Origin of the sequence: Mycobacterium sp. IS-1496, assembly GCF_001499995.1 — a bacterium.
Classification (GTDB): Bacteria; Actinomycetota; Actinomycetes; order Mycobacteriales; family Mycobacteriaceae; genus Mycobacterium.
The window spans coordinates 231,566-247,109 of sequence record NZ_LQIU01000012.1 but is presented as its reverse complement, the minus strand read 5'-3'; the positions used below and the strand labels follow the sequence as shown (position 1 = coordinate 247,109).

Genomic DNA, 15,544 nt, shown 5'->3' with positions numbered 1-15,544 from the left:
GTCGGGCGGGCCGCTGAGTACTTTGAGGTGGTGACAGCAGCGGTTCCCGGCGCCGGCCTCCCCCATCAGTACCTTCAGTCCACGTTCGCCGCCGCGCCACGCACCCTCGTCGACATCCTCCACGAGACGGCCGCCCGTCATCCCGACGCTCCCGCCATCGACGACGGCACGGTCCAGCTGACCTACGCGGAGCTGATCGCCGACATCGAGGACAGCGTCGAGTGGCTGGCCGCCCGCGGTATCGGGCGGGGTGACCGCATCGGCATCCGGATGCCGTCGGGCTCCTACGCGCTGTACGTCGCGATCCTGTCCACCCTGGCCGCGGGCGCCGCCTACGTCCCCGTCGACGCCGACGATCCCGACGAGCGCGCACACCTGGTCTTCAGCGAGGCCAACGTCGTCGCCGTCATCACCGAACGCGGGCTGGTCCGCGGCCCCGGGTCGTCGCGCGGGTGGCGTGCGGTCGCCCCGCTGAGCCGCGACGACGCGTGGATCATCTTCACCTCCGGATCCACCGGCGTCCCGAAGGGCGTGGCCGTCACCCACCGCAGCGCCGCCGCCTTCGTCGACGCCGAAGCCAAGATGTTCGTCACCGACAACCCGCTGGGCCCGGGTGACCGGGTGCTGGCCGGGCTCTCGGTGGCGTTCGACGCGTCGTGTGAGGAGATGTGGCTGGCGTGGCGGCACGGCGCCTGTCTGGTGCCCGCACCGCGATCGCTGGTGCGCAGCGGCATGGACCTGGGCCCGTGGCTGGTGTCCCGCGACATCACCGTGGTCTCGACGGTGCCGACGCTCGCCGCGCTGTGGCCGGCCGAAGCCCTCGAAGCGGTGCGGCTGCTGATCTTCGGCGGTGAGGCCTGCCCGCCCGAACTCGCCGAGCGTCTGGCGGTCGACGGCCGGGAGGTGTGGAACACCTACGGTCCGACCGAGGCGACGGTGGTGGCGTGCGCCGCCCGCCTGGACGGACGCAGCCCGGTGAGCATCGGGCTGCCGCTTGCCGGCTGGGATCTGGCGGTCGTCGACAAGGACGGTGTGCCGGTCGCCGACGGCGAAGTCGGCGAGCTCGTCATCGGCGGCGTGGGGCTGGCCCGCTACCTCGACCCGGATAAGGACGCCGAGAAGTACGCGCCGATGCCGACGCTGGGTTGGGACCGCGCCTACCGCAGCGGCGATCTGGTGCGCCTGCAGCCCGAGGGCCTGTACTTCCTCGGCCGCGCCGACGACCAGGTCAAGGTGGGGGGCCGGCGCATCGAACTCGGCGAGGTGGACTCGGCGCTGGTGCACCTGCCCGGGGTGAGCGGCGGCGCCGCGGCGGTGCGCAAGACCGCCAGTGGGACACCCTTGCTCGTCGGGTACGTGGCGAGTGCGGATCCGTCGTTCGACCTCGCCGCGGCCCGCGCCGCACTGGCCGAGGCGCTGCCCGCGGCGCTGGTCCCGCGGCTCGTGCTGGTCGACGAACTGCCCACCCGCACGTCGGGGAAGGTCGACCGCGACGCGCTGCCCTGGCCGGTCGCCGGCGCCGACGACGAGGCCCCCGCGATGAGCGGCACGATGGGCTGGCTCGCGGACCTGTGGCGCGACGTGCTGGCCGCCCCGGTCGACGGTCCCGAGGCGGACTTCTTCGCCTGCGGCGGCGGCAGCCTGTCCGCGGCGCAGTTGGTGGTGGCGCTGCGGCGGCGCTACCCGATGGTGACGGTGGCCGACCTCTACGACCATCCCCGGCTCGGATCGCTGGCCGGATACCTCGACGAACTGGACCCGCCCCCGCAGGTGGTGACGCGTGAGGTGGCCCCGACGCCGCGGCTGACCCAGGCCGCGCAGGTGGCGCTGACGCTGCCGCTGGCCACGCTGACCGCTCTGCAGTGGGTGGTGTGGCTGGCGCTGCTCAACAACGTCGCCGCCGAACTCTCGCTGGTGTCGTGGGCGGCGCCGCTGAACTGGTGGGTGGTGCTGGCCGGTTTCGTGTTGTTCGTCTCCCCCGTCGGGCGGATGGGTATCGCGGTGCTGTTCGCACGCATGTTGCTCGGCACCCTGCAGCCGGGAACCTACCGCCGCGGCGGTGCGGTTCATCTGCGGGTGTGGCTGGCCGAACGGCTCGCCGCGGCCAGCGGCGCCGAGAACCTCGCGGGTGCGCCGTGGATGGTGTATTACGCTCGCGCACTGGGCAACTCGGTCGGCAAGGAAGTCGACCTGCATTCCGCACCGCCGGTGACGGGCATGCTCAAGATCGGGCACCGCTCGTCGGTCGAACCCGAGGTCGACCTGTCCGGGCACTGGATCGACGGCGACCAGTTCCACGTCGGGCACATCACCATCGGCAACGACGCGACCATCGGCGCGCGCAGCACACTGCTGCCCGGTGCGGTGGTCGGCAAGAACGCCGACGTGGCCGCCGGGTCGGCGGTCGTGGGCAGGGTCAAGAATGGCCAGTACTGGACGGGTTCGCCGGCCGCGAAGTCCGGGAAGGCGCGGCACCCGTGGCCGGGCCACCGCCCACCGCGCGCCCCGCTGTGGGTCGCGGTGTACGGGGTGACGTCGCTGCTGCTGGCCGGCCTGCCGCTGCTCGCCCTCGCGGCCGGGCTGGCGGTGATCGGCTGGGGCGTCCGGGACACCGCGTCGGTGGCCGACGCGATCCTCCCGGCGCTGCTGTGGACGCCGGTCGCCACGGTGGTCGCGGTGCTCCTGTACGCCGTGTTCACCGTGGCCGGGGTGCGGCTGCTGTCGCTCGGACTGCGGGAGGGCTACCACCCTGTGCGTAGCCGGATCGGCTGGCAGTTGTGGGCCACCGAACGCCTGCTCGACGCCGCCCGCACGTATCTGTTCCCGCTGTACGCCAGCCTGTTGACACCGTGGTGGCTGCGAGTGCTGGGCGCTCAGGTCGGTGACGGCACCGAGATCTCGACGGCACTGTTCACGCCGAAGTTCACCGTCGTGGAGGACGGCGCCTTCCTCGCCGACGACACCATGGTCGCGTCCTACGAACTGGGCGGCGGCTGGATCCACGTCGCGAAGGCCACCGTCGGCAGGCGCGCCTTCCTCGGCAACTCGGGCATCACCCAGCCCGGCCGCAAGGTCCCCGACGACGGTCTGGTGGCGGTGCTGTCGGCCACCCCGCGCAAGGCGAAGGCCGGGTCGTCGTGGCTGGGCAGCCCGCCGGTCCGGTTGCGTCGTAAACCCACCGCCGCCGACGCGCTGCGCACCTTCCATCCCACCGCGCGGCTCAAGGCGATGCGCGGCGCGGTCGAGATGTGCCGGCTCATCCCGGTCATCGTGACGTTCGCGATCGGGATCGGGGTTCTGTTGTCGTTGCAGGCGTTGGCCGGACACCTGGGCTACCTGTGGGCGGCGTTGCTCGGCGGGGTGGTCCTGCTGGTCGCGGGCGCGGTGGCCGGCTCTGTCGCGGTACTGGCCAAGCGGGTGGTGATCGGACGGATCGAGGCGATCGAACACCCGCTGTGGTCGTCGTTCGTGTGGCGTAACGAGGTGTCGGACACGTTCGTCGAGACGGTGGCCGCGCCGTGGTTCGCCCGGGCCGCCAGCGGCACACCGGTGATGAACGTCTGGCTGCGCGGCCTCGGCGCGACGATCGGTCCCGGCGTCTGGTGCGAGACCTACTGGCTGCCGGAGGCCGATCTGGTCACGCTGGGCGCGGGCGCCACCGTCAACCGCGGGTGCGTCGTGCAGACGCACCTGTTCCACGACCGCATCATGCGGATGGACACCGTCGTCCTCGAGGACGGGGCCACGCTCGGACCGCACTGTGTGGCCCTGCCCGCGGCGCGCGTGGGCGCCGGGGCGACGGTGGGGCCGGGCTCGCTGGTGATGCGCGGTGACGAGGTGCCCGCCTCGACGCGCTGGCAGGGCAATCCGATCAAACCGTGGAATCCGTTGCGCAAGAAGCGCGGCGAGGCCGCCGCCAAGAAGAGGAAACCCGCCCGCGACCCCGAGGGCTCCGCCGCGTGACGCGTTCGAAGAAGGCGAAGAACACCCCGGCCGTCATCGACCCCTACCTGCCTGAAACGGGCAACTTCGGGTACCGGGTGTCGCGGTACGAACTCGACCTGGAGTACAAGGTCGCGATCAACCGGCTTTCGGGCACGGCGACGATCACCGCCGTCACCCTGGCCGCGCTGCGCACCTTCACCCTCGACCTCGCCGACACGCTTCGGGTGACGAAGGTGGCGGTCAACGGCCGCCGGCCGGCCCGGTTCTCCTGCGCGCACAACAAGTTACGGGTCGAGTTGTCCTCGGCGCTGCCCGCCGGCGCGGCGCTGGTCGTGGAGGTCCGCTACGGCGGCACCCCCGAACCGATCGAAACCCTCTGGGGGGACGTCGGATTCGAGGAGCTGACGAACGGGGCGCTGGTCGCGGGTCAACCCAACGGCGCATCCTCGTGGTTCCCGTGCGACGACCATCCGAGCTCGAAGGCCAGCTACCGCATCCAGATCAGCACCGACAGCCCGTACCGCGCGATCGCCAACGGCGAGTTGGTGTCCCGCCGCGCCAGGGCGGGCCACACGGTGTGGACCTACGAGCAGGCCGAACCGACGTCGACGTATCTGATCACCCTGCAGATCGGCATGTACGACCTGCACAAGCTGGCGAAATCACCGGTGGCCATGCAGGCGGCCCTGCCGGCCCGTCTGCGCCGTAACTTCGACCACGACTTCGGCCGTCAACCGCAGATGATGAAGCTGTTCGAGAAACTCTTCGGACCGTATCCGCTGGCGAGCGGCTACACCGTGGTGGTGACCGACGACGACCTCGAGATCCCGCTCGAGGCGCAGGGCATCTCGATCTTCGGGGCCAATCACTGCAACGGCACGCGCAGAGCCGAGCGGTTGATCGCCCACGAACTGGCCCACCAGTGGTTCGGCAACTCGGTCACCGTGCGGCGCTGGCGCGACATCTGGCTGCACGAGGGGTTCGCGTGCTACGCGGAGTGGCTGTGGTCGGAGAACTCCGGTGGCCGCAGCGCCGACGACTGGGCGCGCCACTACCACGCGCGGTTGGCCGAGCTGCCGCAGGATCTGCTGCTGTCCGACCCCGGCCCGAAGGACATGTTCGACGACCGGGTGTACAAGCGCGGTGCGCTGACCCTGCACGTCCTGCGCACACGCATCGGCGACGACAAGTTCTTCGCGTTGCTGCGGGACTGGACGGCGCGGCACCGGCACAGCACCGCGTTCACCGATGACTTCACCGGTCTGGCGGCCAATTACGCCGACGAGTCACTACGCCCGCTGTGGGACGGATGGCTCTACGCCGAGGATCTGCCGAAGCTGTGACCGACGCGGCACCGTCGACCGGCCCGGTCACGCGGAGCAGCGTGGCCCGGGTCGGCGTCGCGACGGCCGTGACCGCGCTGTGCGGCTACGCGGTCCTCTATCTCGCGGCGCGCGACCTCGAACCCGAGGGCTTCTCGGTGTTCGGGGTGTTCTGGGGGGCGTTCGGCCTGGCCAGCGGCGCGGCGTTCGGGCTGCTGCAGGAGGCGACGCGGGAGGTCCGCGACGCGCGGGTCGAACGTCCGGCCGGCGGCCCGCACACCCACCCCGTCCGGGTCGGCGCGGCGGTGGGCGTCGTCGCGGCCGTCCTCATCGTGGTCACCGCGCCGCTGTGGGCGGGCCACGTGTTCGTTGAGGCGCGGTGGCTGTCGGTGGCGCTGCTGAGCGCGGGGCTGGCCGGCTTCTGCGTGCACGCGACGCTGCTCGGCATGCTGGCGGGCGTCAACCGCTGGAGCCAGTACGGGGCGCTGATGGTGGCGGACGCGGTGATCCGCGTCCTGGTGGCCGCCGCGACGTTCGCGATCGGATGGGGTCTCGGGGGTTTCCTGTGGGCGACCGTCGGCGGCGCGCTCGCCTGGCTGCTGCTGCTCGTCTGCTCCCCCGCCACGCGGGCCGCCGCGCGCCTGCGGACGCCGGGCAGCACGGCGGAGTTCCTGCGCGGGGCCGCACATTCGATCGCCGCAGCGGGTGCCAGCGCCGTCCTGGTGATGGGGTTCCCCGTACTGCTCAAGGCGACGTCGGACGACCTCGGCGCGGCCGGCGGCGTGGTGATCCTGGCCGTGACGCTGACCCGGGCGCCGCTGCTGGTCCCGCTGACGGCGATGCAGGGCAACCTGATCGCCCACTTCGTCGACCAGCGCACGGCGCGGCTGCGCGCACTGATCGCGCCGGCGGCGGTGGTGTCGGGCCTGGGCGCGGTCGGTGTGGTGGCCGCCGGACTGCTGGGTCCCTGGCTGCTGCGCGCCGGGTTCGGTGAGCAGTACCGGGCCGACGGCGTGCTGCTGGCGTGGCTGACCGCGGCCGCCGTGGCGATCGCGCTGCTGACGCTGACCGGCGCGGCGACGGTGGCCGCGGCCATGCACCGCACGTATGCGCTCGGATGGGTCAGCGCCACGGTGGCGGCGGTGCTGTTGCTGCTGCTGCCGCTGGATCTGGAGACCAGGACCGTGGTGGCGTTGCTGTGCGGACCGCTGGTGGGCATCGCCGTGCACCTCGGTGGGCTGGCCAGGGCGTCGGCGTAGTGAGCGCTTGCCCGCTTCACTTCGCGCTATATCCTGGCCGGGTTTGATCGAGGAGGCGACATGACCTGGCTGGTGACGGGCGGGGCCGGTTACATCGGCTCGCACGTCGTGCACGCGCTGCTCGACGCCGGGACACCGGTGGTGGTCATCGACGACCTCTCGTCGGGGTTCGAGGAGTTCGTGCCGACCGAGGTCCCGTTCGTGCGGGGCACCCTGCTCGACGAACCGCTGGTGCTCGACACCCTGCGCCGTCACGACGTCCGCGGCGTGATCCACATCGCCGGCTACAAGTACGCCGGCGTCTCGGTGTCGCGTCCGCTGCACACCTACGAGCAGAACGTGTCCGCGATGGTGACGCTGCTGCGGACCATGGACGACGCCGGCGTCGACAAGGTCGTGTTCTCGTCGAGTGCGGCGACGTTCGGCACCCCCGACGTCGACATCGTCGATGAGCAGACCGCCACCCGGCCGGAATCGCCGTACGGCGAGACGAAGCTGATCGGCGAATGGCTGTTGCGCGACGTTGCACGCGCCACCGGGCTACAGCACACCAGCCTGCGGTACTTCAACGTGGTGGGGTCGGGGTCCGAGACGCTCTACGACGCCAGCCCGCACAATCTGTTCCCGTTGGTGTTCCAGATGCTGCACGACGGACGGGTCCCCCGCATCAACGGCGCCGACTACCCCACCCCCGACGGCACCTGTGTGCGTGACTACATCCATGTCACCGACCTGGCGCTGGCCCACGTCGCCGCCGCGCGGCGCCTGGCCGACGGTCAGCCGGTGGAGCCGGTGTACAACCTGGGCAGCGGCGACGGCACGTCCGTGCGCGAGATCATGACCGCGATCCGGGAGGTCACCGGCATCGAGTTCGAGCCGGAGATCATGCCGCGGCGTCCCGGCGACCCGGCCCGCATCGTCGCGGCCGGTGACCTGGCCCGGCGTGACCTGGACTGGCAGATGCGGCATTCGGTGCGCGACATGGTCGCGTCGGCGTGGCGGGCCAGCCTGGTGGCGCGGGCGGCGGCTCCGGGTGCGGAGTGGGCCGGCTGAACCGGGTCACCGCCGCCGCGGTTTCGCTCATCGCGGTGCAGCTGGCCGTTCGGGCGGTGCTGGCGTTCGGCGGCTACTTCTATTGGGACGACCTGATCCTCGTCGGCCGGGCGGGCACGCAGGGGCTGCTGTCACCGTCGTTCCTGTTCGACGATCACGACGGGCATGTGATGCCCGCGGCGTTCCTGCTGTCGGGGATGATCACCAGGGCGGCGCCGTGGTCGTGGGTGCTGCCTGCGGTGAGCCTGGTGGTGCTGCAGCTGCTGGCGTCGCTGGCGCTGTTGCGCGCGCTGCACGTCATCCTCGGGTGGCGTCCGGTGTTGTTGCTGCCGTTGACGTTTGCGCTGTTCACCCCGCTGGCTGTGCCCGGGTTCGCCTGGTGGGCGGCGGGGTTGAACTCGCTGCCGATGCTCGCGGCGCTGGCGTGGGTGTGCGCGGACGCGGTCCTGCTGGTGCGCACCGGACGGCAGCGCTACGCGGTCACCGCGGTGGCCGTGTACGTCGGCGGGTTGTTGTTCTTCGAGAAGGCGGCGGTGATCCCGTTCGTCGCGTTCGCGGTGGTCGCGCTGCTGGCCTATGTCACCGGCGACCGTGCCGCGGTCGTGACGGTGTGGCGTCGCGGGATTCGGTTCTGGGCGGCGGCGCTGGCCGTGACGGCCGCGTGGATCGGGGTGTATCTGCTCGTCGTCGACCAGAAGCGGTGGAGCTTCGACCTGGGCATGACGTGGGACCTGCTGGCGCGGTCCATCACTCACGGGATCGTGCCCGGTTTGGTCGGCGGACCGTGGGATTGGCAGCGGTGGGCGCCTGCGTCGCCGTGGGCGACGCCACCCGTCGCGGTGATGGTGCTGGGCTGGGTGGTGCTGGCGGCCGTCGTCGCGGTGTCGTTCGCGCGCAAACAGCGGATCGGACCGGTGTGGGCGGTCGCGGTCGGCTACGCCGTCGCGTGCCAGGTGCCGATCTATTTGATGCGGTCGTCGCGGTTCACGGCGCTGGAGCTGGCGCACACGCTGCGGTACCTGCCGGATCTGGTGGTGGTGCTGGCCCTGCTGATGGCGGTCGGATTCTGCGCCCCGAACCGCGAGGGGGCGCGACGGCTGGACGCATCGCGTCGCCGGTCGGTGGCGGTCGCCGGTCTGACTGCGGCGTTCGTCGCGAGCAGCCTGTACTCGACGGTGACGTTCCACCGGATCTGGCAGGACAGCCCGGTGCCGGCGTACGTGGCGAACGCGCGGGCGGGGTTGGCGGAGGTGGACGAGCCGATGCTCGATCAGGAGGTCGATCCGCTGATCCTGCAGCGGGTCGCGGGGCCGGAGAGCCTGCTGAGCCACATGTTCGCGTTGGTCGACGACCGGCCGGAGATCGGGTCGAGCACGTCGGAGCTGCGGATGGTGGACCGGTCCGGACATGTGGTCGACGCGTTGGTGACGTGGGTGCGGGCCATCGTCGCTGGGCCGGAGCCCAACTGCGGCTACCTGGTGCAGCCGGACTTCCCGGTGCGGATGCCGCTGGACGGGCCGCTGCTGCCGGCGGACTGGACCGCGGAGATCAACTACCTGGCGAACAGCGACGGGTCACTGCTGATGGCGCTGTCGGAGGGCCCGGAGGTGAAGGTGCCGGTGCGGCCGGGCCTGAACAGGGTGTTCGTGCGGCTGCCGGGAGCTGGTGACGCAATCAAGGTCAGCGCGAGCACCGCGGCGCTGTCGGTGTGCATATCGCCCGGTCCGGTCGGATTTGTGGCACCGAGGTAGTCCGGGGTACGGGATACTGGGCAAATGATGTTGCCACGGGGGCGGGCGGGGTGCCGGTGAGCGCCCTCGACGGCTTCTACACAACCTGGGACAACGCCCGGCAAACGTTCGGCCAGGGCACCCCGCAGCCAGGCACGGACTTCGACGAGAGTCCGCAGTTGACCGAGCTCGGATCCGGCGTCACGGCGGCGGCGCCCGGATCGACGTGGTCAGGGGCCGCCGCGACCAATTACGACAAGGCCAACACCGACCATCAGGCCGTGTTCACGCGGCTGGCGGAGTTGGACCGCAGGATCGCCCAGCAGGTCGACCAGTCGGCGCAGACGGTCGCGACGGGGCGGCAGAACCTGGATCGACTGCGCCAGTGGGTGACCGACGCCGCCAACAGCGTGCCGCCGGGTAGGCAGCGCGACGCGATGCTGATGCAGATCGCGAACAAGGGGCTCGGACAGCTCACCGAGGTCGTGCAGAGGACCAACGCCGAGTCGAACACGATCGCGCAGAACCTCGCGAAGCTCGGGCCCGAGTTCGACGCGGTGAAGAACGAGCAGAAGTTCGGCAACGGCGAGAAGGACGAGACGAAGGACGACGCCGATGCGCTGGGGAACGAGGAGGCCCGCGCGACGCCTGAGAACGAGCGCGCCGAGCAGGATGTTCAGGCCGCGCTTGCCGGAGACCAGAATGCCGCCGCACGCGTCGAAGCTGTCCTCGGCGGGATCGAACCAGGGCGGGAACTCTCGTCCGAGCAGGGCTCCTACCTGAGTCAGATGCAGGCCCAACAGCACGGCATGAGCGTCGACGATCTGCACGAAGCCGAGCAACGGCTCGGGGACCACAAGGACATCATCGGCGACTCATGGCAGCTCATGAGCAACGACGACGTCAGATTCCCCAAGACCGAGACCACACCGGAGGCCCTCGACAACCCCACTCGGGTGGTGACGGGTGGCTATGACCAGCTTCCCCGGAGTGTCCAGGAAGCGCTCAACGGGGCAGGCGACCTGAAACAGGTCGACGATGCGAATGTGCTGAAGAACTACGGAGACTTGCAGAAGATCTCCGAGATCGTCACCGACGGGAACGACAGGTTGCAGACCGGTACCGAAGTCGATCGCGGATTGATGCGGGCCGCCGACGCGGTGATGGACAGCGACGTTCCTGCGGCCCACGCGTCCGCGGCGACCCAGGGCCTCTTCGAGGCGGTCGCGCCGGATCATCAGATCATTCACGACCACGTTCTCGGCACCCATGGAAGCGACGGGCAGGACTTCCTCCGCGACGTGAACCACATGCCCTGGAATGACAACGGCAAGGCCGCCGGCGCCCTGTTCAGCTGGACGCACGACAACCATCTCGAACCGGGTATCGCCGACGCGACAGCCGAGGCATACGGACGGTATCTGGGCGAACACAAGAACGATCTGATGAACATCGGCGGACAGACGCTCGGTGAATACAATCCGGAACTCGTCAAGGCGTACGCCCACGGCCTGTCTCCGTACGTGGACGACATTGCCAGCGTGGGTGGCGACGACGGCGACGGATTCGCCGACCTCGACAGCAGTGACTCCGAGCGTCCGATCGGCAAGGGGGTCTTCTCTCTTCTGAGCACTCAGGAAGACGCCTACGTCGAATTCAACAGCGCGGCCGATGCACTCGCAGTCGATCGCTCCCTCGACTGGGCGACCGACGTCAAGAACGGCGTACCGGTCTCGGAAGACGATTCCAGGATGGCGGACGCCGCAGTGCTGAAGGGAATGGTCTCCGCCGGCGCGGCCGACGCAGCGCACGTGATGCAGCAGAACAGCGCGGAAGCTCAGCAATGGCGAGAAACCGCTTACAAGACCGGAATCGCCGCCTTGAGCGGAATGAGCGGACCGGTGGGTGGACCCATAGTGGCGACCTTCGGTGAAGCGATGGAGGGTTCGTTCGTCGGGCCGCAGATCGATACGACGGCGCCCACGCTTCCCGACATGGAGCCCGACGAAGCGTCCCGCTTCACTGCTAACGCGTTGTTGGCGACGGGCGCGATCCGGCCTGAAGACGTCAACCCGGATTATCTGATCGGCGACAGTCTCGCCTCACGCGAAGAACTCGATGATTTGAAGCGACGGGTTCCCACAGACACGGATTACAGCGACGACATGAATGACTACATCAACCGAGCATTGGGCGGCTCCGACTCGAATCCGTCCAACGACTTCTTGAATTGGTACAACATGATTATCAAGATCCCGGGCGGCGGGAACTGATGCTGGTGTATCAGCGAATCGCCGCGACAGTTCTCATGATCCTCGCATTACCAGCATGCACAACAGACCCTGGCGTTCAGCGCTGGCAGGGTCCCATCGCGGAAATGAGGTACCTCTGGACTGCAGAAGCCGGAATCGATGTTCTCACCGGCCCTGCCGTGCCGATTCGCGCCTTCATCGAGTCGCTCATGCTCAGCCAGTATGCGGGCGATATGTCCTATGCCTATCCGGGATTCGAACGGGCGGTACCGGACGGCGGTTCAGACCTATGGGTGACCCGACCAGCGCTCGACGTCCCCAGCGATGAGCCATCGGTCGGCAACATCACCCACCACATCCTGTCCGTGAGCCACGCCGAGGACGATGTCTCAGCAGTTATCTGTATTTACAACTACCGTCTGGCGGTCAGAACAGACGACGGTTCGTATCGGAGCGTCGCGCGTACCGGATCGCAGGGCACCCGTGGTATCCACGCCACGAAAGTTGGCTTGACTGGACCGTCGCCGTCGATGCCGCCCCAAACCGGGCCGCGCCCGGACCCCGTCGACGACGTCTTCGGTGAATGGCATATCCGCGGACTGCTCGATTCCTTCTCGAGAAGCAAGCAAGGTTTCGACGAAACATGGCCCACATACGAGGCCGACCTGAAAACGTGCGTCGACAGAGCTCCAGACCCGGCGTCGGTTCGCGCCGAAATCATCGACGGCACCCACCCTCGCGACTTCTTCCCCACTTCGCCGGCTAGTCCCGGTTGGCCGGAGGCTGCTGGCAACTAGCCCATGCCACCCTGGGTCGCATGAGAGACGCGCGCGAACAAGGCCGCCAGGTCCTCCGTGAACTCCTCGCCTACGCCGACCCTACGGTTGATGACACGAAACGCGAGTAACGGCGTCAACAACCGTGGTCTCGCGCGGAACAACAAGAGAGCCGCCTAGGAGAATCGAACTCCTGACCTATTCATTACGAGTGAATCGCTCTACCGACTGAGCTAAGGCGGCGTGCCCGCCGACGAGCGCTTGCGCGAGTCGCAAGCCCCCGAGACCGGGCGGCACGAGTCTACGGCAGCGCCCGCCGGCCACCAAAGTCAGTCCCGCAGCGCCTGTCCGACGGTCGCCACCATCGCGTCGACCGCGAACTTCGGCTTGACGTTGACCGCCAGCGCCTCGCGGCACGCCAGCACCGCCTCGATGCAGCGCAGCAGCTTGTCCGGGGGCGCGTGCGCCGCCAGCGCCGCGACCTTGTCGGCCATGTCCGGATGGTTGGCCTGCACATGCCCGGCCCCCGACGCCACCAGCAGCGCATCGCGGAAGTAGGTGGCCAGGTCGATCAGCGCACGGTCCAGCGCGTCGCGCGACGCCCTGGTCTGCCGCGACTTCTGCCGCTTCTCCAGATCCCTGATGGCCCCGGTCGCACCGCGCATGGCGCCCGCGGTGCCCTTGCCGGTACCGCCCGCTCCCAGAGCCGTGCGCAGTTCCTCGACCTCGGTCTCGTTGCGGTCCACGGTCAGCGCCTTGGCCTCGGCGTCCGCCGACGCGACGAGTTCCTCGACCGCGGCGTAGGCCCGCGACGGTGTGGCCGCGTCCCGCGCCAGGCTCAACGCCCGTTTGCGGCGGTCGCGCGCCTGCTCGTCGACGACCAGCCGGCGCGCCCGCCCGACGTGGCCGCCACTGACCGAGGCCGCCCAGCGGGCGTCCTGCTCCGACAGGCCGTCACCGTCGATGAGCACCTGAGTGATCGCATCCACCGACGGAGTCACCAGTGCGACGTGCCGGCAGCGCGACCGCAGCGTGATCGCGATGTCCTCGGGGTCCACCGACGGCGCGCACAGCAGGAACACCGTCGACGGCGGTGGCTCCTCGACGACTTTCAGCAACGCGTTCGCCGCCCCCTCGGTGAGCCGGTCGGCGTCCTCGACCACCACGATCTGCCAGCGGCCCGTACCCGGCCGTCGTGAGGCGATCTGCACGATCGAGCGCATCTCGTCCACGCCGATCGACAGGCCCTCAGGGATGATCCGCCGGACGTCGGCGTGCGTCCCGGCCATGGTCGTGGTGCACGCCCGGCACTCGCCACAACCGGGGACACCGTCGGAGGTGCACTGCAGCGCGGCGGCAAAGCACAGCGCCGCGATCGACCTCCCCGACCCCGGCGGACCCGTGATCAGCCAGGCATGTGTCATGGTCCCCGTCGCCGAGGCACTGTGAGCGTCATCACCACGGGCCGCCTGCGCGGCACCCACCAACTCCGCCTCAACAGCGTGTTGACCCACCAAACGGGAAAAAACTCCGGCCATCACCGCCAACAGTAGTGGTCAGACCGACACAACTCGCTGACAGCGGCGCTCAACGTCGCCTCCGCCCGATACGGTAAACGGGTGGCATCGGAGGCGGTACCGATCGGGCGAATCAGCGCATTCGTCCGCTGGGTGGCGCGCACACCGTGGCCGGTCTTCACCCTGGGCATGCTCCAGGCCGACATCATCGGGGCGTTGTTCGTGCTCGGCTTCCTGCGGTTCGGCCTGCCGCCCGAGGACCGCGTCCAACTCCAGGACCTGCCCGCGGCGAACCTCGCGATCTTCCTGGGCTACCTGTTCGTCTCGTTCAGCGTCGGCGCCTACCTGAGCCTGCGGCTGCTGATCCCCGTCATCCGGTGGCAGCGCCGCGACACGCTGTTGGCCGAGAGCGACCCCGGCACCACCGACCTGGCCCGGACGCGCGCCCTGCGAATGCCCTTCTACCGGACCGTGATCAGCGTCGCGAACTGGTGCCTGGGGTCCATCGTCTTCATCGTCGCGAGCTGGCCCGTCGCCAGTAAGTCGGCGCCCGTGGTGGCCGTCGCCACCGCACTGGGCGCGACCGCCACCGCGATCATCGGCTATCTGCAGTCCGAGCGGGTGCTGCGTCCGGTCGCCGTGGCGGCGCTGCGCGGCGGCGTCCCGGAGAACTTCCGTGCGCCCGGCGTCGTCCTGCGCCAGGTGCTCACCTGGGTGCTCTCCACGGGCGTTCCGGTGCTGGCGATCGTGCTCGCACTGGTGGCCAGCCAGTTCGACATCCTCGAGGCGCCCGCCGACCGGCTGACCATGCCGATCCTGCTGCTGGCCATCGCCGCGCTGGTGATCGGGTTGGCCGGCACCGTCCTGGTGGCCATGTCGATCGCCGACCCGCTGCGTCAGCTGCGCTGGGCGCTCGGCGAGGTCCAGCGCGGCAACTACAACGCCCACATGCAGATCTACGACGCCAGCGAACTGGGCCTGCTGCAGGCCGGATTCAACGACATGGTGCGCGACCTGTCCGAACGGCAGAGGCTGCGCGACCTGTTCGGGCGCTACGTCGGCGAGGACGTCGCGCGCCGGGCGCTGGAACGCGGTACCGAACTCGGCGGCCAGGAGCGCGATGTGGCCGTGCTGTTCGTCGACCTGGTCGGTTCCACCCAACTCGCCTCGACGATCCCGGCCGCCGACGTGGTCAACCTGCTCAACGACTTCTTCCGGGTGGTCGTGGACACCGTCAACCGCCACGGCGGCTTCGTCAACAAGTTCCAGGGTGACGCGGCGCTGTGCATCTTCGGGGCCCCGATCGAGCATCCCGACGCGTGCGGCGCCGCGCTGGCGGCGTCACGCGAACTGCACGACGAGCTCATCAAGGTCCTCGGCCAGACCGAGTTCGGCATCGGTGTGTCGGCGGGACGCGCGATCGCCGGCCACATCGGCGCCCAGGCCCGTTTCGAGTACACGGTGATCGGCGACCCGGTCAACGAAGCCGCGCGGCTCACCGAACTCGCGAAATTGGAGTCGGGGCACGTGCTGGCGTCGGCGATCGCCGTGAGCGGCGCGCTCGACGCCGAGGCGTTGTGCTGGAACGTCGGCGAGACCGTCGAGCTGCGCGGGCGCATCGCCCCGACCCAGTTGGCTCGCCCGGTGAACCTGATGTCCCCGCGCGAGATCAGCGATCTGTCGCGCTGAG

The 15,544-nt window shown here is 69.6% G+C and carries 9 protein-coding genes and 1 tRNA gene; 8 read left to right on the top strand and 2 right to left on the bottom strand.

Annotated elements, in window-relative coordinates:
* Window positions 1-27: 27 nt before the first annotated feature.
* From AU195_RS08670 to AU195_RS08640, 7 genes are all read left to right on the top strand, one after another.
* The gene (locus AU195_RS08670; protein ID WP_059158786.1) at window positions 28-3,963 is read left to right on the top strand and encodes a Pls/PosA family non-ribosomal peptide synthetase; all 3,936 of its coding nucleotides are present in this window, start codon (window positions 28-30) and stop codon (window positions 3,961-3,963) included.
* The gene (locus AU195_RS08665) at window positions 3,960-5,288 is read left to right on the top strand and encodes a M1 family metallopeptidase (protein ID WP_059158639.1); all 1,329 of its coding nucleotides are present in this window, start codon (window positions 3,960-3,962) and stop codon (window positions 5,286-5,288) included. The genes AU195_RS08670 and AU195_RS08665 overlap by 4 nt, the downstream gene beginning before the upstream one ends.
* Complete coding sequence (locus tag AU195_RS08660; RefSeq protein ID WP_157531070.1) at window positions 5,255-6,526, top strand: hypothetical protein; 1,272 nt, start codon at window positions 5,255-5,257, stop codon at window positions 6,524-6,526. Before AU195_RS08665 ends, AU195_RS08660 begins: the two co-directional genes overlap by 34 nt.
* Before the next feature lie 60 nt (window positions 6,527-6,586).
* Window positions 6,587-7,579: a UDP-glucose 4-epimerase GalE gene (gene galE, locus AU195_RS08655; protein ID WP_059158637.1), complete on the top strand. Its 993-nt coding sequence runs from the start codon at window positions 6,587-6,589 to the stop codon at window positions 7,577-7,579.
* A complete protein-coding gene (locus tag AU195_RS08650; RefSeq protein WP_059158785.1) occupies window positions 7,576-9,330 on the top strand; it encodes a hypothetical protein in 1,755 nt (584 codons plus the stop codon). Before galE ends, AU195_RS08650 begins: the two co-directional genes overlap by 4 nt.
* A 56-nt stretch (window positions 9,331-9,386) precedes the next feature.
* Window positions 9,387-11,582 (top strand): TPR repeat domain-containing protein, encoded by a 2,196-nt coding sequence (locus tag AU195_RS08645; RefSeq protein WP_157531069.1) that lies wholly within the window; start codon window positions 9,387-9,389, stop codon window positions 11,580-11,582.
* Window positions 11,583-11,686: 104 nt separating this feature from the next.
* Complete coding sequence (locus tag AU195_RS08640) at window positions 11,687-12,358, top strand: hypothetical protein (RefSeq protein ID WP_157531068.1); 672 nt, start codon at window positions 11,687-11,689, stop codon at window positions 12,356-12,358.
* 149 nt (window positions 12,359-12,507) lie between these two features.
* Here the strand turns inward: AU195_RS08640 and AU195_RS08635 are convergent.
* Both AU195_RS08635 and AU195_RS08630 read right to left on the bottom strand, forming a co-directional pair.
* Window positions 12,508-12,580 (bottom strand) — tRNA-Thr (locus AU195_RS08635).
* 86 nt (window positions 12,581-12,666) lie between these two features.
* Window positions 12,667-13,875, bottom strand: coding sequence for a DNA polymerase III subunit delta' (locus tag AU195_RS08630; RefSeq protein ID WP_059158634.1), 1,209 nt, complete (start codon window positions 13,873-13,875; stop codon window positions 12,667-12,669).
* A 36-nt stretch (window positions 13,876-13,911) separates the two neighbouring features.
* Between AU195_RS08630 and AU195_RS08625 the strand changes: the two genes are divergently transcribed.
* Window positions 13,912-15,543, top strand: coding sequence for an adenylate/guanylate cyclase domain-containing protein (locus tag AU195_RS08625; protein ID WP_172800524.1), 1,632 nt, complete (start codon window positions 13,912-13,914; stop codon window positions 15,541-15,543).
* Window position 15,544: the final 1 nt, after the last annotated feature.

Excerpts from the sequence above, each read along its gene's own strand:
- galE (WP_059158637.1), top strand. The coding sequence starts at position 6,587 with ATGACCTGGCTGGTGACGGGCGGGGCCGGTTACATCGGCTCGCACGTC.
- AU195_RS08640 (WP_157531068.1), top strand. The coding sequence starts at position 11,687 with ATGAGGTACCTCTGGACTGCAGAAGCCGGAATCGATGTTCTCACCGGC.
- AU195_RS08630 (WP_059158634.1), bottom strand. The coding sequence starts at position 13,875 with ATGGCCGGAGTTTTTTCCCGTTTGGTGGGTCAACACGCTGTTGAGGCG.
- AU195_RS08660 (WP_157531070.1), top strand. The coding sequence starts at position 5,255 with ATGGCTCTACGCCGAGGATCTGCCGAAGCTGTGACCGACGCGGCACCG.